The organism is Roseovarius sp. THAF9 (genome assembly GCF_009363715.1).
GTDB lineage: Bacteria > Pseudomonadota > Alphaproteobacteria > Rhodobacterales > Rhodobacteraceae > Roseovarius.
In genome coordinates this window covers 1010098-1032764 of the sequence record NZ_CP045404.1, presented here as the reverse complement: position 1 = coordinate 1032764, position 22667 = coordinate 1010098, and the positions used below count along the sequence as shown (strand labels likewise).

Here is a 22667-nt window from a genome sequence, read left to right as displayed (position 1 = left end):
AGCACCGTCAATGTCACAGTTTAAACGGGCTGCGGATATTAACTCTCAGGCAAGTTTTCGCCGCCCGTCGGGTCCAAGGCAAGCTCTTCACGCTGCGGCGCAGGCGGCAATTCGCGCATCTTCCAGGGCAAAATGGATGCGGCGCTCAGTTTCGCCTGATGCAACAGACCCTGCCGTATTGCGTAGGGTGGGTGAAAACCCACGCCGCCCCGCAATCCATAAAACGAACCCGAACCGAAAACGCCTCAACGGCAGACACGACAGACCGTATCCCAGTCCTTCAGCCGCTCTGCCACCGGCGCGGGCACCGGCCGGTCGGTAAAGAACATGTCGACCTCGCCCAACGACGCGATCCGCGCCGGGGCCGTGCGGTGAAACTTGGAATGGTCCGCCACAAGGTAGGTCCGCCGCGCCCGCGCGATGATCGACTGGCTGACATGCACCTCCTGCACGTCGAAATCCAGAAGGTCGCCCTCGTCATCCAACGCCGAGCAGCCAATCACGGCGTAGTCGAACTTGAACTGCTCGATCGCCCGTGTCGTCAGGTTGCCGATCAGCCCCCCGTCCGAGCGGCGCAAGACGCCCCCCGCTACCACGATCTCGCATTCCGCATTGGCCACCAAGATATTGGCAACATTCATGTTATTCGTGATGACCATCAAGTCGCGATGGGCCAGCAGCGCCCGCGCCACCGCCTCGGTCGACGTCCCGATGTTCAGAAACACCGACGCCCCGTCCGGGATCTCCTGCGCGCAGACCTGCGCAATCGCCTGCTTGGCCGCCTCGTTCAGGTCGCGCCGCTCCTCGTAACCGATATTGGAAACGCCCGACGGCATCACCGCGCCGCCATGCACCCGCTCCAGCCGTCCCGCCTCTGCCAGGTCCGTCAGGTCGCGCCGGATCGTCTGCACCGTCACGCCAAAGCGAACGGCCAGGTCCTCGACCGTGACCTTGCCCTCGGTGCGGGCGATCTCGAGGATCTCGGGATGGCGAAAAGTTTGTGACATGCACCTTGGCGTCGGTTTCGGTATTTTCGTTTTCGCGGAAAATCCGCGTATGTCAAAGGAAAATCCGGGGCCAGACCGCCTTTCGCAGCCGCAGAAAGACCAGTCAGCACTGCACAAAAAGCTTGCATACCTTTGTTTTTAAATGACTCTCCTAAAAACGAACAAAAACGAAAGAAGCATTTGACTCCATCAACCTTAACGTGCTCATTTACCGGGCACGGTTTCCGGCGGCATCTGGGGGAGGATGGATGCACCCAAGTCACGAAAATATAAGCGATATTTTCGTCATTGGCGGCGGAATCAACGGCTGTGGCATCGCCCGGGACGCCGCCGGCCGCGGCCTGTCGGTTACGCTGGCCGAAATGAACGACCTTGCCTCGGCCACCTCCTCGGCCTCGACCAAGCTTTTCCACGGCGGCCTTCGCTACCTTGAATATTTCGAGTTCCGCCTCGTCCGCGAGGCTCTGATCGAACGCGAGGTTCTCCTGCGCAACATGCCGCATATCAGCTGGCCGATGCGCTTCGTGCTGCCCTATCACCGCGACATGCGCTTCGAGGGCGGCACCCCCACCTCGCGCCTCTTGGAACGGATCATGCCATGGATGCGCGGCCGCCGCCCCGCTTGGCTCATCCGCCTCGGCCTTTTTCTCTACGACAGCCTCGGGGGCCGCAAGATCCTGCCCCGCGCCCGTTCACTCTCGCTCGACGGCACGCCCGAAGGTGCCCCGCTGAAATCTCATTTCAAACAGGCGTTCGAGTATTCCGACTGTTGGGTGGAGGATGCCCGGCTCGTTTCGCTCAACGCCCGGGACGCCGCCGATCGCGGCGCCGAGATCCTCACCCGCACCCGTGTCACCGCCGCCCGCCGTGTGGGCGATCTGTGGGAGATCGACCTCGAAGACACCGCCACCGGCGATCTGCTGACCCGCCGCGCCCGCGCGCTCGTAAACGCGGGCGGCCCATGGGTTGGCGACATCCTGCAGGACGTCACCCATATCGACAGCCGCGAGGGCGTCCGTCTCGTGCGCGGCAGCCACATCGTGACGCGCAAGCTTTTCGATCACCCCAAATGCTACTTCTTTCAGGGCACCGATGGCCGCATCATCTTCGCCATCCCTTACGAACAGGATTTCACCCTGATCGGCACCACCGATGCGGACCACCCGGACCCCGGCACGAAACCCGTCTGCACCCCCGCCGAGCAAGAGTATCTGTGCAATTTCGCCTCGGAGTATTTCGAAACGCCCGTCACCCGCGTCGACATTGTCTGGACCTATTCCGGCGTCCGCCCGCTCTATGACGACGGCGCCAAATCGGCCACGGCGGCCACCCGCGACTACGTGCTCAAGCTAGACACGGACGGCCCGCCGCTCCTCAACATCTTCGGCGGCAAGATCACCACCTACCGCCGCCTCGCGCAGGCCGCCGTGGGCAAGCTCGCCGCCCATTTCCCGAACGCCAAAGGCGACTGGACCGCCGACGCCGCCCTGCCCGGCGGCGATTTCGCCGTGGAGAACCGCGACCGCATGGCGGACGACCTGCAATCCGACTACCCCTTCTTGACCGAATCCTGGGCCTACCGCCTGCTCCGCGCTTACGGCACCGAGGCCCGCACCCTTCTTGGCGACGCGAAGGCCGCTGCCGACCTCGGCCGCAACTTCGGCGCAACCCTGACCGAACGCGAGGTCCGGTGGCTTACAACCCACGAGTTCGCCCGCAGCGCGGAGGATATCGCCTGGCGCCGCAGCAAGCTGGGCCTGCGCATGACAGACAGTGAAATCAATGACTTGCAGAACTGGATGCAGGCCAACCCCGACGGCGACACCGTGATCGCCGCCGCGGCAGAATAAGGACGTAACGCATGACGCTGGTTCTGGACAACGTGTCGAAAAAAGTGGGGGCGGAAACGCATATCCACCCCACCGACCTGACGTTGGAGAAAGGCACGATGAACGTCCTTCTGGGCCCCACGCTCGCGGGCAAGACCACGCTGATGCGCCTGATGGCCGGCCTCGATGCCCCCACCACGGGCCGCATCCTCTGGGACGGTACGGACGTGACCGGCATGCGCGTGCAGGATCGCGGCGTCGCGATGGTCTACCAGCAGTTCATCAACTACCCGTCCATGAGCGTCTACGACAACATCGCCAGCCCGATGCGCCTGTCGGGCAAGCCCAAGGACGAAATCGACCGCGCGGTGCGCGACACCGCCGAGATGCTGCAACTGACCCCGATGCTCGACCGCAAGCCGCTGGAATTGTCCGGCGGCCAGCAGCAACGCTGTGCGCTGGCCCGCGCGCTGGTCAAGAACGCCGGTCTCGTACTGCTGGACGAGCCTCTCGCCAACCTCGACTACAAGCTGCGCGAGGAGCTGCGCATCGAGATCCCCCGCATCTTCGAGGAATCCGGCGCGATCTTCGTCTACGCCACCACCGAACCCGAAGAAGCCCTGCTGCTCGGCGGCAACACCGCCACGCTCTGGGAAGGCCGCGTCACGCAATTCGGCGCGACACCGAAGGTCTATCGCCAGCCCGCCGATGCCACGACCGCGCGGGTCTTTTCCGATCCGCCGATGAATTTCCTGCAGATCTCCAAAACCGGCGGTAAGCTGATGTTCGGCGAGGGGCAATCCCTGCCCGCCACCGGCAAGATGGCCGACTTGCCCGAGGGCCGCTACACCGCCGGCTTCCGCCCGAACCACCTCGAGATTGAACAGCACACCGACGCCGCCATGCGCTTCGTGACAAAGCTCAGCGTGACCGAACTCACCGGCTCGGAAACCTTTATCCACCTCGACCACCACGACAGCCGCTGGGTCGGCGTCATCCACGGTGTCCACGACCTTCAGCCGGGCCGCGACCTGCCGGTCTATCTCGACCCGGCCCATATCTACATCTTCAGCGAAGACGGCGATCTGGTATCCCCCGCCGCCTACGCGCTGGCCGCATGAGGGGCTGACAGGAATGGCAAAGATCACGCTCGACAACCTGGCGCACAGCTATCTGCCCAACCCGACTTCCGAGGATGATTTCGCCCTCAAGGAGCTCAACCACGACTGGACCGACGGCGAGGCCTATGCCCTTCTGGGCGCGTCCGGCTGCGGCAAGACCACGCTCCTGAACATCATCTCGGGGCTTTTGCAGCCCAGCCGGGGCCGCATCCTGTTCAACGACGTCGACGTCACGCACGCCCCCACGACCGAGCGCAACATCGCGCAGGTCTTCCAGTTCCCGGTCGTCTACGACACCATGACCGTGCGCGAAAACCTCGCCTTCCCGCTCAAGAACCGCGGCGCCGACAAGGCGTATGTCGCCCAGCGCGTGCAGGACATCGCCACCATGATCGGGCTCGAGGACACGCTGAACCGCAAGGCGCGCGGGCTGACGGCAGACGCCAAGCAGAAGATCAGCTTGGGCCGCGGCATGGTGCGCGAGGACGTCAACGCGCTGCTGTTCGACGAGCCACTCACCGTCATCGACCCGCACATGAAATGGGAGCTGCGCACGCAACTGAAGCAACTGCATCAACAGTTCGGCCACACCATGATCTACGTCACGCACGACCAGACCGAGGCGCTGACCTTCGCCGACAAGGTCGTGGTCATGCATGACGGCCGCGTGGTCCAGATCGGCACGCCCGAGGATCTGTTCGAGACACCCGAGCATACCTTCGTCGGTTACTTCATCGGCTCGCCCGGCATGAACGTGATCCCCGCGAGGGTCGAGGGAAACCAAGCCTATATCAACGGCGCCGAACTGTCGCTGGCCAATTCCTACGCCCCCCTCGATGGCCGTGTCGAAATCGGCGTGCGCCCCGAATTTGCCCGCCTCTCCGACAGCGAGGGCCTGCCGGTCAATGTCCGGCGGGTCGAGGATGTGGGCCGCCACAAGATCATCCGCGCCGACTGTTTCGGCACGCCCATCAACATCATCGCCGACGAGGCCGAGGAAGTACGCGCCGACGCCACCCGCGTCGCGTTCGACCCCGCCCATGTCAACGTCTACGCCAACGACTGGCGCGTGACGCCCGAACGGAGAGCCGCCTGATGGACAAGACCCCCAATCAAAAGGCGTGGTTCCTCGTCCTGCCGGTGCTAATCCTTGTGGCCTTCTCCGCCGTCATCCCACTGATGACCGTGGTGAACTATTCCGTGCAGGACACCTTCGGAAACAACGAATTCTTCTGGGCCGGGCTCGAATGGTTCCGCGAACTGCTCGAAGATGACCGCATGTGGGACGCTTTGGGGCGGCAATTGATGTTCTCCGGCATCATCCTCGCTATCGAGGTCCCCTTGGGCATACTCGTCGCGCTCAACATGCCCAAGAAAGGCGTCTGGGTCTCGGTCTGCCTCGTGCTGATGTCCCTGCCGCTGCTGATCCCGTGGAACGTCGTCGGCACTATCTGGCAGATCTTCGGCCGCGTCGATATCGGCCTGCTGGGCCACACTCTGGCCGCTTTGGGAATCGACTACAACTACACGCAAGACCCCTTTGCGGCCTGGGTCACGGTCATCGTCATGGATGTCTGGCACTGGACGTCGCTGGTGGCCCTGCTGGCCTATGCCGGCCTGCAATCCATCCCCGACGCCTATTACCAGGCCGCCAAGATCGACCAGGCGTCGCGCTGGAAGGTGTTCCGCTACATCGAACTGCCCAAGATGGCGGGCGTGCTAATGATCGCCGTGCTCCTGCGCTTCATGGACAGCTTCATGATCTACACCGAGCCCTTCGTCGTCACCGGCGGCGGCCCCGGCAGCACCACGACATTCCTCAGCATCGACCTCGTGAAAATGGCCCTCGGCCAGTTCGACCTCGGCCCGGCTGCCGCCTTCTCGCTGATGTATTTCCTCGTGATCCTGCTGATCTCCTGGGTGTTCTATACCGTGATGGTCAATCTCGACAAGCGGGGGACATAAGCCGATGACCGACGCCACCACAGACCAACTCCCCGGCAAGCTCGCCCCCAGCGGCAAGAACCGTCGCGCCCGAGCGGGCATCAACACCCGCGCCATCGTCATGGGCCTTTACCTGATCTTCCTGCTCCTGCCGATCTACTGGCTGCTGAACATGAGCCTGAAGACCAACACCGAGATCCTCAACAGCTTCACACTCTGGCCCAACGACCTGACGCTGGAAAACTACGCCACCATCTTGACCGATCCGGCGTGGTACTCGGGCTATATCAACTCGCTGATCTACGTGGTGATGAACACCGTCATCTCGCTCGCCGTGGCCCTGCCCGCCGCCTACGCCTTTTCGCGCTACACTTTCCTCGGCGACAAGCACCTCTTCTTCTGGCTCCTGACCAACCGCATGGCGCCCCCGGCGGTCTTCGCCCTGCCCTTCTTTCAGCTCTACAGCTCCGTGGGCCTCTTCGACACCCACATCGCCGTGGCGCTGGCGCATTGCCTTTTCAACGTGCCGCTCGCCGTCTGGATCCTCGAAGGCTTCATGCGCGGCGTGCCCAAGGAAATCGATGAGACGGCGTACATCGACGGCTATTCCTTCCCCCGCTTCTTCGTGAAGATCTTCATGCCACTCATCGCATCCGGCATCGGCGTCGCAGCCTTCTTCTGTTTCATGTTTTCGTGGGTCGAACTGCTGCTCAGCCGCACGCTGACGACCGTCGACGCCAAGCCCATCGCCGCCATCATGACCCGCACCCAAGGGGCCGCGGGCATCGACTGGGGCGTGCTCGCCGCCGCCGGCGTGCTGACCATCGTGCCCGGCGCGCTCGTGATCTATTTTGTCCGCAACTATATCGCCAAAGGCTTTGCTCTAGGGAGAGTTTGATGAAGAAAACATTGATATCGCTGGCCATTCTGGGCGCGCACGCGTCCACGGCATCTGCGCAAAACATCGTCGTGCCGGACAATCGCGGCCCGACCGACAGCGGCTGTCTCGTCAAAGGGCTGGACCCCAATGGAGACGGCTTCTTGGCTCTGCGCACTGGCCCCGGCACCAAGTACCAGCAGATCGGCAGCCTGCATAACGGCGACGCCGCCTATATCTACGGCGGTCAGGGCAAATGGCTTTACGTCGAGAACGGCGCCCTGAACGGCAAAGAGGCGAAGTTCCGCGGCTGGATCTACAACGCCTGGTGCGAGTTCTACCCGTGACCCCGCGCAAACTGACATACGCGGCCCTCGCGGTGACCCTATTGCTAGCCCTTCCGGCTTCGGCGCAGGACTATGCCCAGGACTGCAACGCAAATGGCTATGTCATCACGGCCGCCCGCGGCACGTTCGCAGGTGCGCCGGTCTACCTCGGCAAGTCCTGCGACGCGTTTCACGCCGCGCATGGCGAAGGCAAATGGTGCTGGCAGAACAACGGCATAAACGTCAACCTGCCCACCGGAAACTGGCTGCTCGCGAAGGTCGAACTCACCTGCCAGAACGCGGCACTGGATGAATTGGCCTGCAGCTGCATCGACTTTTCGAACGGAGGTAACTGAACATGGCATGGATGGCATGGACATGGCCCACCGCCGCCTTTTTCGGCGTCATCGCGCTGCTCCTCGTGACCTTCACGATCCTCGCGCTGAAATTCCCCGAGACGCCCCGCACCGGCATCCTGCGCATCGAGACGACGCGCGGCGACCGTCTCTTCATCACGCTTCTGGGCAGCGCCTTCATCAATCTCGCGTGGCTGGGCCTTGTGGGCACCAACCAGCTCTACGCGCTGATCGTCTGCGCGATCTATGCCGCGGCGGTCTTCCGCTGGGTATAGACGCGCGCAAACCCCCGGCGTTCCGCCACGCGCGGGCCGCCACAAACACATAAGTTCAGAAAGACCAATGGGAGGAACCAAATGAACCTGAACCTGAAATCAACCACCGCGCTGGCCGCGGCATTCGCCCTGACGGGCAGTGCCGCCTGGGCCGGCATGGAAGAAGCGATGGAGTTCCTCGAGAACGAAATCGCCGGCCTCTCCGTGCTCTCTCAAGAAGAGCAGGAAGCCGAAATGCAGTGGTTCGTCGACGCGGCCCAGCCCTTCGAGGGGATGGAGATCAAGGTCGTCTCGGAAACCATCGCCACCCACGAATACGAAAGCCAGGTCCTTGCGCCCGCTTTCAGCGCCATCACCGGCATCCAGGTCACCCATGACCTCATCGGCGAAGGCGACGTGGTCGAGAAACTGCAAACCCAGATGCAGTCGGGCGAGAACATCTATGACGGCTATGTAAACGACAGCGACCTCATCGGCACCCACTGGCGCTATCAGCAGGTGCGCAACCTGACCGACTGGATGGATGGCGAAGGCGCGGACGTCACCCTGCCGACACTCGATATCGACGACTTCATCGGCACGTCCTTCACCACCGGCCCCGACGGCAAGCTCTACCAACTGCCCGACCAGCAATTCGCGAACCTCTACTGGTTCCGCTACGACTGGTTCAACGACGAGAAGAACAAGGCCGACTTCCAGGAGGAATACGGCTACGAGCTTGGCGTCCCGGTCAACTGGTCGGCCTACGAGGACATCGCCGAGTTCTTCACCGGCCGCGACCTCAGCCACCTCGGTGTCGAGGGCGAAGTCTTCGGCAACATGGACTACGGCAAGAAGGACCCGTCGCTTGGCTGGCGCTACACCGATGCGTGGATGTCCATGGCCGGTATGGGCGACGTGGGCGAACCAAACGGCCTGCCGGTCGACGAATGGGGCATCCGGGTGAACGAGAACTCGCAGCCCGTCGGCTCCTGCGTCGATCGGGGCGGGGCCACAAACGCGCCCGCGGCCGTCTATGCCGTGACCAAGGCGATCGAATGGCTCCAGAAATACTCGCCTCCGGCGGCGGCTGGCATGACCTTCTCCGAGGCGGGCCCGATCCCGGCGCAGGGCAACGTCGCGCAGCAGATGTTCTGGTACACCGCCTTCACCGCCGCCACGGTCGAGCCCGGCTTGCCGGTGATGAACGAGGACGGCACGCCCAAGTGGCGTATGGCCCCCTCGCCCCACGGCGTCTACTGGAAAGAAGGCCAGAAGATCGGCTACCAGGACGCAGGCTCGTGGACGCTGATGCAGTCGACCCCCGTCGACCGCGCCAAGGCGGCATGGCTCTACGCCCAGTTCGTTACGTCGAAAACCGTGGACCTCAAGAAATCGGATGTGGGCCTGACGTTCATCCGCGAGTCCACCATCGACAGCGACCATTTCACAGAACGCGCGGATAAACTCGGCGGCCTGATCGAGTTCTACCGCTCGCCCGCCCGCACGGCATGGTCGCCGACGGGCACCAACGTGCCGGACTATCCGAAACTGGCCCAGCTGTGGTGGCAGAATATCGGTGACGCCATGTCCGGCTCCAAGACCCCGCAGGAGGCGCTCGATGCCCTCTGCGCGGACCAGGAGCGCGTGCTGGAACGTCTCGAACGTGCCGGCGTGCAGGGCGATCTCGGCCCCGTCATGAACGAGGAACGCGACCCGCAATACTGGTACGACCAGGAAGGCGCGCCCTATCCCAAGCTCGAGAACGAGGACGAAGAGCCCAAGACCGTCTCCTATGACGAGCTGATCGCCAGCTGGCAGTAACGGCTGCCCTGGGCCGGGACACCCCGGCCCACCGATGCGAAAACCGTAGGGCGGGGCTACTCCCCGCCCTCTTTTCCATCCCCGTCCCGGGCTTGACCCGGGACCTCTACCCTTGGACACTCAACAGACCGAAGTTCAGGCAAGGCTCCCGACATGACCCACATCCTCGCCATCGACCAGGGCACCACCTCCTCCCGCGCGATCCTCTTCGACAAGTCCCTCACGCCCACAGCCTCCGCGCAAGAGGAATTCACCCAGCATTTCCCGCAATCGGGCTGGGTCGAACATGACGTGGACGATATCTGGGCCACGACCGCCGGCACCTGCCGCGCCGCCATCGAACGCGCGGGCCTGACCCCTTCGGACATCGCCGCCATCGGCATCACCAACCAGCGCGAGACGACCATCGTCTGGGACCGCACCACCGGCAAGCCAGTGCACCGCGCCATCGTCTGGCAGGACCGGCGCACCGCCCAGACCTGCCGCGCCCTGCGCGAGGCCGGTCACGAGGACATGATCACCGACCGCACCGGGCTTCTGCTCGACCCCTATTTTTCCGGCACGAAACTCGCCTGGATCCTCGACAATGTCGACGGCGCGCGGGCCAAGGCCGAAAACGGCGACCTCCTTTTCGGCACCGTCGACTGTTACCTCATCTGGAAGCTCACAGGCGGCAAGACCCACGCCACCGACGCCACCAACGCCGCCCGCACGCTGCTTTACGACATCCGCAAGGGCCGGTGGAGCCAGACCATCTGCGACCTGCTGAACGTGCCAATGTCCATGCTCCCCGAGGTCCGCGACTGTGCCGCCGATTTCGGCACCACCCGCACCGACCTTTTCGGGCGCGAGATTCCCATCCTCGGCGTCGCGGGCGATCAGCAGGCCGCCACGGTCGGCCAGGCCTGTTTCAGCCCCGGCATGATGAAATCCACCTACGGCACCGGCTGCTTTGCCCTGCTCAACACGGGCGACGAGCCCGTGCGCTCGCAGAACCGCCTCCTGACCACAATAGCCTACCAGCTTGACGGAAAACCCACCTACGCGCTCGAAGGCTCGATTTTCATCGCCGGCGCGGTCGTCCAATGGCTCCGCGACGGGCTCAAGATCATCCGCGAGGCAGGCGAAACCCAAACGCTGTCCGACCGCGCCGACCCTCACCAGAACGTCATCCTCGTCCCCGCCTTCACCGGCCTCGGCGCGCCCTACTGGCAGCCCGATTGCCGCGGCGCGATCTACGGCCTCACGCGCAATTCCGGCCCCGCCGAGTTCGCCCGCGCCGCGCTGGAAAGCGTCGGCTTCCAGACCCGTGACCTCTTGGAGGCGATGACCGCCGACTGGTCCTCGGACGAGGCCAAACAGGTCCTGCGCGTCGATGGCGGCATGTCCGCCTCGGCCTGGGCGATGCAGTTTTTGGCCGACATCATCGGCGCGCCCGTCGACCGACCCAAGGTGTTGGAAACCACCGCGCTCGGGGCCGCTTGGCTGGCGGGAATGCAGGCCGGGATCTATCCAGATCAGGCCGGCTTCGCCGAGGGCTGGGCGCTCGACCAGCGGTTCGAGCCCGCGATGGACGCCACCACCCGAGACGAAAAATACGCCGCCTGGAAACGCGCCGTCGAAGCGACGATGTCCGTATGATCGCGCCGTTCGGCCTCGCCGCCCCCGCCCGCATCCTCTTTGGCCGCGGCGAGTTCGCCAAGGCCGCCGATCTCGCCGCCACCCTCGGCCCTCACGCCTTCGTCGTGCACGGCGCTAAGCCCCGCCACGCGCAGTCACTGCTCGACGCCCCCGGTCTCGAAACAACCGCCTTCGCCTGCCCCAAGGAACCCGACCTCGCCCTGCTGGAAACCGCGCTCGACACGGCCCGCCGCGCCGGGTGCACCCACGTCGTCGCCATCGGCGGCGGCGCGGCCATCGACCTCGGCAAGGCGGTCGCGGGCCTCCTGAACGCCACAACCGACCCCCTCGATCACCTCGAAGTCGTGGGCAACGGCCAGCCCCTAACCACGCCCCCCGCCCCCTTCATGGCCATCCCCACCACCGCCGGCACAGGCGCCGAGGCCACCAAGAACGCCGTCATCGGCGTGCCCGATCATGCCCGCAAGGTCTCGCTCCGCGATCCGGCCATGCTCGCCGACATCGCTCTTGTCGACCCCGCCCTCACCGACGGCGCGCCCAAATCCGTCACCCTCGCCTCCGGCCTCGACGCCATCACGCAGGTGATCGAGCCCTACATCTCCTCCCGCGCCAACCCGCTCACCGACGCGCTCTGCCGCGCCGCCATTCCGCGCGGCCTGCGCGCCCTGCGCAAGCTGATGCAGAACGAAGACGCCGATGCCCGCGACGACATGGCCTTCGTCAGCCTCGCCGGCGGGCTGGCTCTGGCCAACGCAGGCCTCGGCGCCGTCCACGGCCTCGCAGGTGTCATCGGCGGCCGCGTCCCCACGGCCCCCCACGGTGCCGTCTGCGGCGCGCTCCTGCCCGCGACCCTCGCCGCCAATCTCGCCGCCCTGCCAAAGGACAGCCTGCAAGCCCGCCGCATCGCCGATATCCGCGTCAGCGCGTCCGAGGCGCTCGGCACCGCCGACATCGCCGCCTGGTCCCACCACCACGGCCTGCCGACCCTCGCACAGATGGGCATCGCCCCCGCCGACCACGCGGCCATCGCCACAGAGGCGCACTCCTCGAGCTCCATGGCCGCCAACCCGGTCAAACTCCCCACCGAGCTGCTGCAACGCATCCTCGCCGCCAGCTAGAGCGTCTCCGAGTCAGTCTGAGACAGGCATCGCTTTCCGCGCCTCAAAAAACAGCGCAAAGCGATACAATGTTTTTCGGAAACGCACCGGACCGCGTCCGCCCCGGCTTTCACTGTTCTTCAAATACTCAAACTCCGACGCAAACCACGGGCGCGTCCTCACGCCTCCCAGGTCACCCGCCCGCCACACAGCGTCAGCACCGCCCGCGCGCTCCCAAGCTCCGAAGGCTCCATCGCTTCCAAATCATGCGACATCACAGCGACATCGGCGAAATACCCTTCCGCCAGCCGCCCCTTGCGGTCTTCGGAAAACTCCACCCAGGCATTCCCCGCCGTGTAACTCTCCAACGTCTCCAACAGCCCCTGCGACTGGTCCGGCCAGCCCTCCCCCAGATCCATCGGATCCACCGCCGCGCGCACATTGGGCATCACGTCCACGGGCATCACCGGCCAGTCGGTCGAGAACACCAACCGCGCCGCATGCGCGCGCTGCGCTTTCCATGCAAACGCATAGGGCCACTGATCCGGTCGCAGCACGTCCTTGATCCCATGTGGCGGAAACACATGCCCGAACGCCGCGTGCCCGGGCTGAACCGACGCCACCACGTCCAACGCCCCCAGTCGCGGCAGGTCGTCGGGATGAATGACCTCGATATGCTCCACCCGGTGCCGCGCATCGCGCACGCCGTTGGCCTCCCGCGCCGCCGCATAGCCGTCCAGCGTCCGCCGCACCGCCAGATCCCCGATCGCATGTGTGGCCAGCTGAAACCCCTTGGCATCCGCCGCCGCGCACGCCGCGTTGAACTGCTCTGCCGTGAACACAGCGTCGCCATCGCCGTCCGTTCCAGGGTAGTTCTCCAGCATCAGCGCCGTCCGGCTTTCCAGTACACCGTCCATGAACATCTTCACGCGGTTGCACCACAGGTAGTCGCTCGCATACCGCGCCCGCATCTCCTCGGCCTCTTCCAGCCGGGACAGCGGATCATGGCTTTTCAGGTGAAACGGCACCTCCACGCGGGCAATCAATTCGCCCTCTTCCTCCAACTCGGCCAACAATTCCATCTGGTAGAAATTGCCGTCCATGTTGTGCAGCCCGGTGATCCCGTGGCTCGCGCAATGCTTCAGCCCGGCGATCAGCGCCGCCTTGTCCTTGGCGCGCGCATCCGGCCCCGGTGCGGGAACCGGATCGGCCCCCGTAATCAGCCCCGCCATGTCGCGCCCGCCATTCCGCGTGTGCTTCAGAACGTGAACATAGGCCGACGGCTCCAACAGCGCCCCGGTCGCCGTGCCATCCTCGGCCATCACGATCTCTGCCCCCGCCTCGACAGGCCCCCCATGCAGGATCCCCGCCAGTTCCAGCGCCGCGGTATTGGCCCAGATCGTGTGATGATCCGGCGCATAGACCGCCAAAGGCCGGTCCGGCAGCACCCGGTCCAGTTCCTGCCGCGTGGTCTCGCGCTCCGGCCCCATCAGGTCGTAGCCCGCCTGCACCGCGAACACGACCCGGTCGTCGGGGCAGTCGTCGGCATAGGCGCGCACCGCCGCGGTCACCGCCTCCTCGCCTTGCATCCCGTAAAGGTCGAGATACCCCATCTCGACCGATCCGCCGAAAAGATGAACGTGGCTGTCGATAAACCCCGGCAGCACCGTCGCGCCGCCTGCATCCACCTGTTTGGTCCCCGGCCCCGCCATGGCCCCGATCGCGGCACTGGCGCCCAGCGCCACGATCCGCCCCGCGGCGACGGCGACGGCCTCCGCGCGCGGGCGGCCCGGGTCCATGGTCAGCACCTTTCCGTTCAGGATCACGATCTCCGGCGCCATGCCTGCCTCCTCGTCATGTTTCGCGCATGGAACCCGCGCCTGCCATTGCCGTCAAGCTGGACACACCGCCCGCCCTGCGCTTTCTTAAGTGAAACCGGTAAGTCACCCCGTCAAATCAAGGAAAGCTGAAGTCAATGGCCATCAAGATCGACATGCTCCGCTGCTTTCTCACCGTGGCCGAACGCGGCAACCTCGCCGACGCCGCCGGGGCTCTGGGCCGTACCCCCTCCGCCGTCTCCATGATGCTGCGCCAGTTCGAGGATCACATCGGCGCGCCCCTGTTCGAGGCCGGGCGCAAGTCCCGCCTCACCCGCCTGGGCGAGTTGATCCGCGTCGAGGCGGGACGCGAACTGGCCCATTTCGACAGCACCATCGCCGCCATCGAGGGGCTGTCCCGGGCTGAGGCCGGCCATGTCCGCCTCTCCGTCACGCCATCGGTGGCGCAAATACTGATGCCCACCATTCTGCACCGCTTCGCCCAGGACCACCCGCTCGTGCGCATCAACATGCGCGACACCGACAGCGCCACCATCGCCCATGACCTCGCCGCGGGCCGTGCCGATATCGCCCTCGCCTCTCTCGGCCCGCAAACCGGGTGCGACCGCCACCTGCTCTTTGCCGACCGGTTCGGCGTGGTCTGCCCCTCGGATCACCCGCTCGCCGCCGACTGGGACGCGCTCACATGGGCCGACCTCACCGATATTCCCTTCATCGCCAACGGCCTCTGCCACTACGTGACCGACCCCGACTTCCGCCCGATCCTCGACCGCGCCAAGCTCAACGTGTCCGGCACCGCCGCGCTCCTCAGCCTCGTGCGCGCGGGCATGGGTGTCACGCTTCTGCCCGAACTGACCATGCGCGACACCATGGCGGACCTGGCTTTCCTGCCACTGGCCGATGCAACGATCCGACGCGAGATCTGGATGCTGACGCCGCCGGAAACCGAGATGACGCCAGCCGCCGCCGCCCTCGCCCGCACCATCCGGGCGCAAGAGATCTCCTTGATCCACTGATACTAAATTTCAAATTACCTGAAATTTACTACAGAACTTTGCGTTTGCCCTGAATCAATGCATTGGCAACACTCCGCCAATCAAATTCCAAGGATGCGCAATGACCGACCTCAAGCTGAACTACATCGCGGGCCAGTGGTCCGAAGGGCCCTCGTCCATCGAAAACCGCAATCCCTCGGACCTCTCCGATCTGGTCGGTCACTTCACCCAGGCCAGCGCCGCGCAGCTGGACGAGGCCATCGCCGCCGCCCGCACCGCGCAAGCCGAATGGGCCACTTATGGCCTCGAACGCCGCCAGGCCGTGCTCATGGCCATCGGCACCGAGCTCATGGCCCGAGCCGAAGAACTTGGCACGCTGCTGTCGCGCGAAGAGGGCAAACCCTTTGCCGAGGGCAAGGGCGAGATCTACCGCGCCGGTCAATTCTTCACCTATTCCGCCCACGAGGTTCTGCGCCAACTGGGCGAGAACGCCGACTCCGTGCGCCCCAACGTGGAAATCGACGTGCGCCGCGAACCCGTGGGCACCGTCGCGGTCATTTCCCCTTGGAACTTCCCCACCGCCACCGCGTCGTGGAAAATCGCGCCCGCGCTGGCCTATGGCAACGCCGTCATCTGGAAACCGGCGAACCTGACGCCCGCCTCGGCCGTCGCCCTGACCGAGATCATCGCGAAACAGGACATCCCCGCCGGCCTCTTCCAGCTTGTCATGGGCCCCGGCGGCGAGGTCGGCCAACGCCTCGTCGAGAGCCCGGACATCGATGCCATCTCCTTCACCGGCTCGGTCCCGGTGGGCCGCCACATCGCCGTCTCCGCCGTGCAGAACTTCACGCGCCTGCAGATGGAAATGGGCTCCAAGAACGCCCTCGCCGTGATGGACGACGCCGATCTCGACCTCGCGGTCTCCCTGGCCCTGGGCGGCGCCTTCGGCGGCACCGGCCAGAAATGCACCGCCTCCTCGCGCCTGGTCGTCCATGCCGGCATCCACGACGCCTTCGTCGAGAAACTCGTCGCGGGCGCCAAGGCCATGAAGGTCGGCCACGCCCTCACCGAAGGCACGCAAATGGGTCCCGTCGTGTCCGAAACTCAACTCAACGAGAACCTCGCCTATGTCGAAAAAGGCCGGTCCGAGGGCGCCGAGCTTGCCTGCGGCGGCACCCGCCTGACGCTCGACCATGACGGCTATTACATGTCGCCGGGCGTGTTCCTGAACACCACCAACGACATGGCCATCAACCGCGAGGAAATGTTCGCGCCGCTCACCTCCGTCATCAAGGTCGGCAACTATGACGAGGCGCTCCACGTGGTCAACGACACCAATTTTGGCCTCACCTCTGGCATCGTCACGCGCAGCCTCGCCCGCGCCAGCCATTTCCGCCGCAACGCCCGCACCGGCGTCGTCACCGTCAACCTGCCCACCGCAGGCACGGATTATCACGTCCCCTTCGGCGGCCGCGGCGACAGCTCTTACGGCCCGCGCGAACAAGGCATCCACGCCCGCGAATTCTATACCATCGTGAAAACCGCCTACATCGCGGCGGGGTCGCCGGGATGATCCGACAGAAGGCATTGCCGGGCAAAACCGGTCAACCCTTGCTGGAAGGCGGCGCGCCATGACCTACCGCATCGATTGCCTGCAATACGCCAACTGGTCCGAGAAAATCTTCCGCCAGATGCGGAAGGGCGGCCTTGACGCCGTGCACGTCACCATCGCCTACCATGAGACCTTCCGCGAAACCGTCCTCAACGTGGAACGCTGGAACCGCTGGTTCGAACAATATCCCGACCTCATCATGAAGGGGCGGTGGGCGGGCGATGTGCGCACCGCGCACGAGACCGGCCGCACCGCCATCTTCTTCGGCTTCCAGAACCCCTCGCCCATCGAGGACGATATCGGCCTGGTCGAGGTCTGGCACGATCTCGGCGCGCGCTTCATGCAACTGACCTACAACAACCAGTCCCTGCTCGCCACGGGCTGTTACGAGGCCGAGGATGCGGGCCTCACCCGCATGGGCCACGAGGTGATCCGCGAAATGAACCGCGTGGGCCTCGTCGTCGACATGTCCCACTCCGCCGACCGCTCCACGATTGAAGCGGCGGACCATTCCCAGCGCCCCATCGCCATCACCCACGCCAACCTGCACAGCTGGCAACCCGCCCTGCGCAACAAGCGCGACGACGTGGTGCGCGCGGTGACAGACAATGGCGGCATGATGGGCTTTTCGATGTACCCCCATCACCTCAAGGACAAGTCCGACTGCACGCTGCAAAGCTTTTGCGAGATGATCGCCATGGCGGCCGAGCGTTTCGGCGCAGAGCATTTCGGCATCGGCTCGGACCTCTGCCAGGATCAGCCCGACAGCATCGTCGAATGGATGCGCACCGGCCGCTGGACCAAGAGCATCGACTACGGCGAAGGCTCGGCCGCCAATCCCGGCTTTCCCCCGCAACCCGACTGGTTCACCGACAACACCGACTTTCCAAACATCGCAGCAGGCCTGCAAAAGGTCGGCTTCGACCAAGCCGAGATCGCCGGCCTCATGGGCGACAACTGGCTGCGCTTTTTTGAAGAAAACTTCACCCCGGAACACCAAAACCCGGACTCCTGAGGGCGCAGAACGCCACTCCAGGGACAGTCCACAGGGAGACCCCCATGTCCGATACCACCCACACGCAGGCCGCCGAAACGCACCTGCACCACATCAACAAGCCGCTCTTCGCCATCACCGGCGGCTTCATCGTGCTTTTCTGCCTCGTGGCTCTCTACGACCTCGACCTGCTGTCCAGCATGGTCGACACCAGCTTCGCGGTCTCGGCCAAGTATTTCGGCCTCTACTGGCAGCTCCTGTTGCTGGCCACATTCCTCATCGGCCTCGTGCTGATCGTCCTGCCCGGCAGCAAGGCCCTGATGGGCAACCTCAGCACGCCCGAATTCCCCGTCTTCCAATGGGGCGCCATGATCATGTGCACGCTTCTGGCAGGCGGCGGCGTCTTCTGGGCGGCGGGCGAACCCATGGCCCACTTCCTGTCGACACCCCCCTATTTCGGCGCCGAAAGCGCCACGGCAGAGGTCGTCGCGCCCGCACTGGCGCAAAGCTTCATGCACTGGGGCTTTCTCGCCTGGGCCATCCTGGGCGCGCTGACCACGGTGATGCTGATGCATTACCACTACGAAAAGGGCCTGCCCATGGCCCCGCGCACCCTGCTCTACCCGCTCTTCGGGGACGCCGCCATCAAGGGCCCCATCGGCCTGATCGCCGACGCCTCCTGCATCATCGCGGTGGTCGCGGGCACCGTCGGCCCCATCGGCTTTCTCGGCCTGCAAGTCAGCTACGGCCTCAACGCGCTCTTCGGCCTCCCCGACACCTTCGGCACGCAGGCCGCAGTCATCCTCGGCCTTGTCGTGATCTACACCCTCTCGGCGGCCACCGGCCTGTCGAAAGGCATCCAGATCCTAAGCCGCTTCAACGTGATCCTCGCCGCGCTCCTGCTGCTCTTCATCCTGGTCGCCGGCCCGACCGGCTTCATCTTCTCGGGGTTCTTCAGCGGCATGACCACCTACATCACCGATTTCTTCGGCATGGCGCTCTATCGCGGTGACGCCGCCATCTTCGGTGATCCCGGCTGGCTCGGCTGGTGGACCGTGTTCTTCTGGGGCTGGTTTTTGGGTTACGGCCCGCTGATGGCCATGTTCATCGCCCGCATCAGCCGCGGCCGCTCAATCCGCTCGATCGTCATCATGCTGTCGATCATCGCCCCCATCGTGACCTGCTTCTGGTTCACCATCGTCGGCGGCACCGGCATCAGCGCCGAACTCAACAACCAGGGCTCCATCTCGTCGGCGTTCGAGGGCTTCAACCTGCCCGCCGCCCTGCTGGCGATTACCCAATCGCTGCCCGCTGGCTTCATCGTCTCGGTCCTCTTTCTGATCCTGACGACGGTCTTCGTGGCCACCACGGGCGACTCGATGACCTACGTGATCTCGGTCGCCATGTCGAACGAGGATATCCCCTCTCTGCCGGTCCGCATCTTCTGGGGCATCGCCATGGGCGTGATGGCCCTGATCCTGATCTACACCGGCTCGGGCGGCATCTCGAAACTCCAAAGCTTCATCGTCGTCACCGCCGTGCCGGTGTCGCTGGTGCTGTTGCCTTCACTTTGGGACGCACTGCGCATCACGCTCGCCAAGGGACGCGAGGCGAACTGACACAACCACCCGGGGCGGTCCTTGGACGGATCGCCCCGATGCCCCTATCATCGGCAAGGAGGAGCCGGCATGGAAAAAGTGGCACAGCAAACGATCCAGCCCCGTGACCCCAACACGGTCATGACGCTGGCCCGTCTCGGCGCCGCCCACCAGACCCGGCTTTCTTTCATGCGCCAGCTTCTGCGCCGCCTTGTGCGCGACGACTGGACCATCACCCAAACGGTATTCGACATCGACGCGAATGGCGTCGGTCACGCCGTCTATACCGCCCAAGGCCCCGAGCACGCCTATTCCCTCGTCGCCTTCGCCCATGACCTGCCGCCTGACCAACGCTCGGACCGCGTCATCGCCACCGCCTGGGACGCCACCTTCACGCTCTTCGACGGTATCCCGACCGAGGCCGACATCGCCCGCCTGCGCGACAACGTGCCGTTGCAGGAAGCCGGCCGCATCTCCGACCGCGAACTGTCCCTCTCCCGTGCCAACCGCTCGGTCCGGCTCTGGGATCACGTAGTCGAAGCCCTCAGCGCGGGCCACCAACCGGACGAGGACCAAGTCCGCGCCGTCGGCTACCTGATGCGCACCACGGCGGTCTACGGCTCGGGCAAGTTCGGCGCGGCGGACCGCGAACAGACCCGCCACCGCCCCGAATGCGCCGGGCCGTTCCAGGTCGAGATGCTGTCGGTCTACCTCACCCGCTGCTTCGTCATGGACCTTGTCGAGCACATGGCCCGCGCCCGCGCGCCGGAGACCGCCGTGCCGCTCGACCCGGCCCTGCGCCGCCGCTTCGGCATCGGCAATTCCACCGGCCTCGGCATGGCGCCCTTTCTCGTAAACCACCCGGCCCTCCTTAACGCCTGGGTCGCCTCGCGCGAAGAGGCGCTGGCCCGCGTCCGCTCCCAACCCACCGCGCCCGAGGCCACCGCGCAAGCCTTCCGCCGCTTCGCCGCCCGAGCCCAGATCCACGCCGAGGGCTGGCATTCCGCCCACCCCATGCAGATCCAGAAATGCACCGACCTGCGCTCGGACATGACCGCGCTCATGACGCATCTGGAAACGGCGGACCTGACGACCGATCACCCATGGAACCGCCTCTGGCTCTGGGGCGAGGCGCACCTGTCGCTCGAAGGCCAGGAACAGCTCGCCTCGCTGCTGCTGGAACCCTATGGCGATCTGGTCGATGAACTCACCACCTGCATGGCTGCCGACGAACAGGTCACTTTCCCCATCGACGGCACCATGTCCACGGACCGCCTGCGGCAGATCATCGAAGACATCTACGCCTGGGCGCTGGACACCGACTGGACCGCGCCCGACGCACAGGCCCGCGTCTGGTACACGTCCCAGGCCAAGCTGGAACCGCGCCTGGGCGAACGCGCGCTGGAACCGATCGAGCCCTACGAACAGCCCCTCGGTCCCGGCCGCGACGCCGTGCTGGCGTACCGCGCCCTCCGGGACGCGCCCCAGGCCACCGTGACGGAATTCCTGCTGGCCCACCCCCAGCATCGCCACATCGCCCGCCGTGCCCAGATCGCCGCCCGCCTGCCCTATGCCGAGATCCGCGACAACACGCTCAGCTCTCACATGCTGCCCGTCGACATGCTCCGGCTGAAGCTCAGCTTCTTCGGCGCCTGCCATTTCGACCCCCGCTCGGACCGCTGGCTGCGCATCAACATGTTCCAACACGCCCCCTTCCCGCACGATCTGGCCGAGGCAGGCGACGACTGGACCCTCCCGCCCCTGCCAAGGGGCGTGCAATGACGTGGTCCCTGAATGAAATCGAGGCGCTCTCGCGCAAGGCCACCCGCGGCGCCGGATACCCCTGGGGCCTGGCCGAGGAAGCCGGCCGCGCCGCCCGCTGGACCTGCGCGGCGGGCTGGCCCGGAGCACTTGCCCTGGCCGATGTGCTAACCCGCAACGATGGCGCCCCCGTCGCCACGCTTGGCCCGCAGGCCCTGGGCGAGGTATGGAGCGCCTCGGGTGGCCTGCTCTGCCCCATCGTTACCGGCGCCACGCTCTGCGACCTCGCCGCCGACTGGGCCGCGGGCCGCACCGTCACAACGGGGCCCGTCGCCTGGCCGCTGCTGCTGGTGCCCTACATGGTCTGGGCCGCAGACCGCACCGGCGCGCCTCTGACTCTGCACTGGCAAGGCTGCTCGATCACGCGGGCGGAGGGCAAAACGCGTCTCGACGACCCCGGCGCCGCCCTCGACTGCGCCCGGACCAAAACCGTGCAGCTCTCCGCGACAGCGGCCCGTCACGGCACCGTCCTCACCCGCCTTTACCGGGCCGCACCCATGCCACAGGCCGTCGCGATCCTCGACGCTTTCGCCCAGCGCACCTATGCCCCCGAAACCGAGGCCAGCCGCCTGACCGGCGCCGGCGCCGGTCTCAGCGACAACGACTGATCGCCAGAAAATTCGCAGAATTTTCTCGGGCCGCAGGGACTGCCATCCCGCATCACAATCGACCCCGCCGCACCCGACGAACGTCAGACCCGACGCCGGTTCGCACGTTTCGCGATTCGAGAAGGGAAGGTTTTAGAACAGCAAGCCCACCGCGCGCGCCATGAACCGGGCCACACCGGGAAAACGGCACCGACGCGATGCCACCGGGATACCGACGCGATACCGACGTGCGAAAAAGGTTAACAGCAGCCTCGTTAACCCGCCTGATCTTCAGCCCGCCTCCGCCAGCCGTGCGACGTAACGCGCCAGCGTGTCGATCTCCAGATTGACCATGTCACCCACCGCCACGCGGCCCCATGTCGTGACCTGCTTGGTATGCGGGATGAAGTTGATCCCGAACACCGCACCGTCGACCTCGTTCACCGTCAGCGATGTGCCATTGAGCGCAACCGATCCCTTGGGCGCGATGAACTTCGCCAGCGCGTCGGGCGCGCGCAAACTGACCCGCGTACTGTCGCCCTCATCCTCGACGCCGACCACCTCGGCCAAGCCATCCACATGGCCCGACACGATATGCCCGCCCAGTTCATCTCCGACGCGCAAGGACCTCTCAAGATTGACTTTTCTGCCTTCGGCCCAGGTGTCCAGATTGCTCTTAGACAAGGTCTCGGCGGACACGTCCACGTCGAACCAGTCCGGTCCCTTGTCCACCACCGTCAGGCACACGCCGTCACACGCGATCGAGGCGCCCATGTCGACGCCCGACATGTCATAGCCGGTACCGATCCGCGCCCGCAGATCGCCGCGCTTTTCCAACGCGCGTATCTCGCCCATATCCGTGATGATCCCGGTGAACATGACTGTCTCCCTCTGGTCCTGCTTCGACCTAACGGGCCAGCCCGCCCAAGGCAAGAACCGGCCCATC

Annotated in this window: 20 protein-coding genes; 17 read left to right on the top strand and 3 right to left on the bottom strand. The window is 65.2% G+C overall.

Features of this window, described 5'->3' with window-relative positions:
• Positions 1-245 precede the first annotated feature (245 nt).
• Positions 246-1007, bottom strand: a complete 762-nt coding sequence (locus FIU86_RS05070) for a DeoR/GlpR family DNA-binding transcription regulator (protein WP_152474076.1) — start codon at positions 1005-1007, stop codon at positions 246-248.
• Between the two features lie 248 nt (positions 1008-1255).
• Here FIU86_RS05070 and glpD point away from each other — a divergent pair, with 248 nt between their 5' ends.
• From glpD to FIU86_RS05015, 11 genes are all read left to right on the top strand, one after another.
• Positions 1256-2857: a glycerol-3-phosphate dehydrogenase gene (gene glpD / locus FIU86_RS05065; protein ID WP_152474075.1), complete on the top strand. Its 1602-nt coding sequence runs from the start codon at positions 1256-1258 to the stop codon at positions 2855-2857.
• Between the two features lie 11 nt (positions 2858-2868).
• Entirely contained in the window at positions 2869-3957 is a 1089-nt protein-coding gene (locus FIU86_RS05060; RefSeq protein WP_152474074.1) for an ABC transporter ATP-binding protein, read from the top strand.
• A gap of 13 nt (positions 3958-3970) precedes the next feature.
• On the top strand, positions 3971-5053 hold the full coding sequence (locus tag FIU86_RS05055; protein WP_152474073.1) for an ABC transporter ATP-binding protein: 1083 nt from the start codon (positions 3971-3973) through the stop codon (positions 5051-5053).
• Complete coding sequence (locus tag FIU86_RS05050; protein ID WP_152474072.1) at positions 5053-5922, top strand: carbohydrate ABC transporter permease; 870 nt, start codon at positions 5053-5055, stop codon at positions 5920-5922. Before FIU86_RS05055 ends, FIU86_RS05050 begins: the two co-directional genes overlap by 1 nt.
• A 4-nt stretch (positions 5923-5926) precedes the next feature.
• Entirely contained in the window at positions 5927-6799 is an 873-nt protein-coding gene (locus FIU86_RS05045; protein ID WP_254703945.1) for a carbohydrate ABC transporter permease, read from the top strand.
• Positions 6799-7125, top strand: a complete 327-nt coding sequence (locus FIU86_RS05040; protein ID WP_152474071.1) for an SH3 domain-containing protein — start codon at positions 6799-6801, stop codon at positions 7123-7125. The genes FIU86_RS05045 and FIU86_RS05040 overlap by 1 nt, the downstream gene beginning before the upstream one ends.
• Positions 7122-7460 (top strand): hypothetical protein, encoded by a 339-nt coding sequence (locus FIU86_RS05035; protein WP_152474070.1) that lies wholly within the window; start codon positions 7122-7124, stop codon positions 7458-7460. Before FIU86_RS05040 ends, FIU86_RS05035 begins: the two co-directional genes overlap by 4 nt.
• A 2-nt stretch (positions 7461-7462) precedes the next feature.
• Entirely contained in the window at positions 7463-7735 is a 273-nt protein-coding gene (locus FIU86_RS05030) for a DUF2160 domain-containing protein (RefSeq protein WP_152474069.1), read from the top strand.
• 81 nt (positions 7736-7816) lie between these two features.
• Entirely contained in the window at positions 7817-9538 is a 1722-nt protein-coding gene (locus FIU86_RS05025) for an ABC transporter substrate-binding protein (protein WP_152474068.1), read from the top strand.
• A gap of 153 nt (positions 9539-9691) precedes the next feature.
• Positions 9692-11179 (top strand): glycerol kinase GlpK, encoded by a 1488-nt coding sequence (gene glpK, locus FIU86_RS05020; protein ID WP_152474067.1) that lies wholly within the window; start codon positions 9692-9694, stop codon positions 11177-11179.
• Complete coding sequence (locus FIU86_RS05015; protein ID WP_152476939.1) at positions 11179-12297, top strand: iron-containing alcohol dehydrogenase; 1119 nt, start codon at positions 11179-11181, stop codon at positions 12295-12297. Before glpK ends, FIU86_RS05015 begins: the two co-directional genes overlap by 1 nt.
• A 158-nt stretch (positions 12298-12455) precedes the next feature.
• Here FIU86_RS05015 and FIU86_RS05010 read toward each other — a convergent pair whose 3' ends face one another.
• Positions 12456-14117 (bottom strand): amidohydrolase, encoded by a 1662-nt coding sequence (locus FIU86_RS05010; RefSeq protein ID WP_152474066.1) that lies wholly within the window; start codon positions 14115-14117, stop codon positions 12456-12458.
• 134 nt (positions 14118-14251) lie between these two features.
• On the opposite strand from FIU86_RS05010, the gene FIU86_RS05005 reads away from it, so the two are divergent.
• The 6 genes from FIU86_RS05005 to FIU86_RS04980 all read left to right on the top strand — a co-directional run bounded on the left by FIU86_RS05005 (position 14252) and on the right by FIU86_RS04980 (position 21742).
• On the top strand, positions 14252-15130 hold the full coding sequence (locus FIU86_RS05005; protein WP_152474065.1) for a LysR family transcriptional regulator: 879 nt from the start codon (positions 14252-14254) through the stop codon (positions 15128-15130).
• Positions 15131-15230: 100 nt separating this feature from the next.
• Positions 15231-16682 (top strand): aldehyde dehydrogenase family protein, encoded by a 1452-nt coding sequence (locus FIU86_RS05000; protein WP_152474064.1) that lies wholly within the window; start codon positions 15231-15233, stop codon positions 16680-16682.
• 58 nt (positions 16683-16740) lie between these two features.
• Complete coding sequence (locus tag FIU86_RS04995) at positions 16741-17736, top strand: membrane dipeptidase (RefSeq protein ID WP_152474063.1); 996 nt, start codon at positions 16741-16743, stop codon at positions 17734-17736.
• 44 nt (positions 17737-17780) lie between these two features.
• Positions 17781-19334: a BCCT family transporter gene (locus FIU86_RS04990; protein WP_152474062.1), complete on the top strand. Its 1554-nt coding sequence runs from the start codon at positions 17781-17783 to the stop codon at positions 19332-19334.
• A gap of 69 nt (positions 19335-19403) precedes the next feature.
• Entirely contained in the window at positions 19404-21095 is a 1692-nt protein-coding gene (locus FIU86_RS04985; protein ID WP_152474061.1) for a hypothetical protein, read from the top strand.
• Complete coding sequence (locus FIU86_RS04980; RefSeq protein ID WP_152474060.1) at positions 21092-21742, top strand: DUF3726 domain-containing protein; 651 nt, start codon at positions 21092-21094, stop codon at positions 21740-21742. The genes FIU86_RS04985 and FIU86_RS04980 overlap by 4 nt, the downstream gene beginning before the upstream one ends.
• Positions 21743-22012: 270 nt before the next feature.
• Here FIU86_RS04980 and FIU86_RS04975 read toward each other — a convergent pair whose 3' ends face one another.
• Positions 22013-22600 carry a riboflavin synthase gene (locus FIU86_RS04975; protein WP_152474059.1) on the bottom strand — a complete coding sequence of 196 codons (588 nt, stop codon included), beginning with the start codon at positions 22598-22600 and terminating at the stop codon, positions 22013-22015.
• Positions 22601-22667: the final 67 nt, after the last annotated feature.

Bases quoted from the DNA above. Each gene is read 5' to 3' on its own strand.
- FIU86_RS05070 (WP_152474076.1), bottom strand. From the start codon at position 1,007: ATGTCACAAACTTTTCGCCATCCCGAGATCCTCGAGATCGCCCGCACC.
- glpD (WP_152474075.1), top strand. From the start codon at position 1,256: ATGCACCCAAGTCACGAAAATATAAGCGATATTTTCGTCATTGGCGGC.
- FIU86_RS05060 (WP_152474074.1), top strand. From the start codon at position 2,869: ATGACGCTGGTTCTGGACAACGTGTCGAAAAAAGTGGGGGCGGAAACG.
- FIU86_RS05055 (WP_152474073.1), top strand. From the start codon at position 3,971: ATGGCAAAGATCACGCTCGACAACCTGGCGCACAGCTATCTGCCCAAC.
- FIU86_RS05050 (WP_152474072.1), top strand. From the start codon at position 5,053: ATGGACAAGACCCCCAATCAAAAGGCGTGGTTCCTCGTCCTGCCGGTG.
- FIU86_RS05045 (WP_254703945.1), top strand. From the start codon at position 5,927: ATGACCGACGCCACCACAGACCAACTCCCCGGCAAGCTCGCCCCCAGC.
- FIU86_RS05040 (WP_152474071.1), top strand. From the start codon at position 6,799: ATGAAGAAAACATTGATATCGCTGGCCATTCTGGGCGCGCACGCGTCC.
- FIU86_RS05030 (WP_152474069.1), top strand. From the start codon at position 7,463: ATGGCATGGATGGCATGGACATGGCCCACCGCCGCCTTTTTCGGCGTC.
- FIU86_RS05025 (WP_152474068.1), top strand. From the start codon at position 7,817: ATGAACCTGAACCTGAAATCAACCACCGCGCTGGCCGCGGCATTCGCC.
- glpK (WP_152474067.1), top strand. From the start codon at position 9,692: ATGACCCACATCCTCGCCATCGACCAGGGCACCACCTCCTCCCGCGCG.
- FIU86_RS05010 (WP_152474066.1), bottom strand. From the start codon at position 14,117: ATGGCGCCGGAGATCGTGATCCTGAACGGAAAGGTGCTGACCATGGAC.
- FIU86_RS05005 (WP_152474065.1), top strand. From the start codon at position 14,252: ATGGCCATCAAGATCGACATGCTCCGCTGCTTTCTCACCGTGGCCGAA.
- FIU86_RS05000 (WP_152474064.1), top strand. From the start codon at position 15,231: ATGACCGACCTCAAGCTGAACTACATCGCGGGCCAGTGGTCCGAAGGG.
- FIU86_RS04995 (WP_152474063.1), top strand. From the start codon at position 16,741: ATGACCTACCGCATCGATTGCCTGCAATACGCCAACTGGTCCGAGAAA.
- FIU86_RS04990 (WP_152474062.1), top strand. From the start codon at position 17,781: ATGTCCGATACCACCCACACGCAGGCCGCCGAAACGCACCTGCACCAC.
- FIU86_RS04985 (WP_152474061.1), top strand. From the start codon at position 19,404: ATGGAAAAAGTGGCACAGCAAACGATCCAGCCCCGTGACCCCAACACG.
- FIU86_RS04980 (WP_152474060.1), top strand. From the start codon at position 21,092: ATGACGTGGTCCCTGAATGAAATCGAGGCGCTCTCGCGCAAGGCCACC.
- FIU86_RS04975 (WP_152474059.1), bottom strand. From the start codon at position 22,600: ATGTTCACCGGGATCATCACGGATATGGGCGAGATACGCGCGTTGGAA.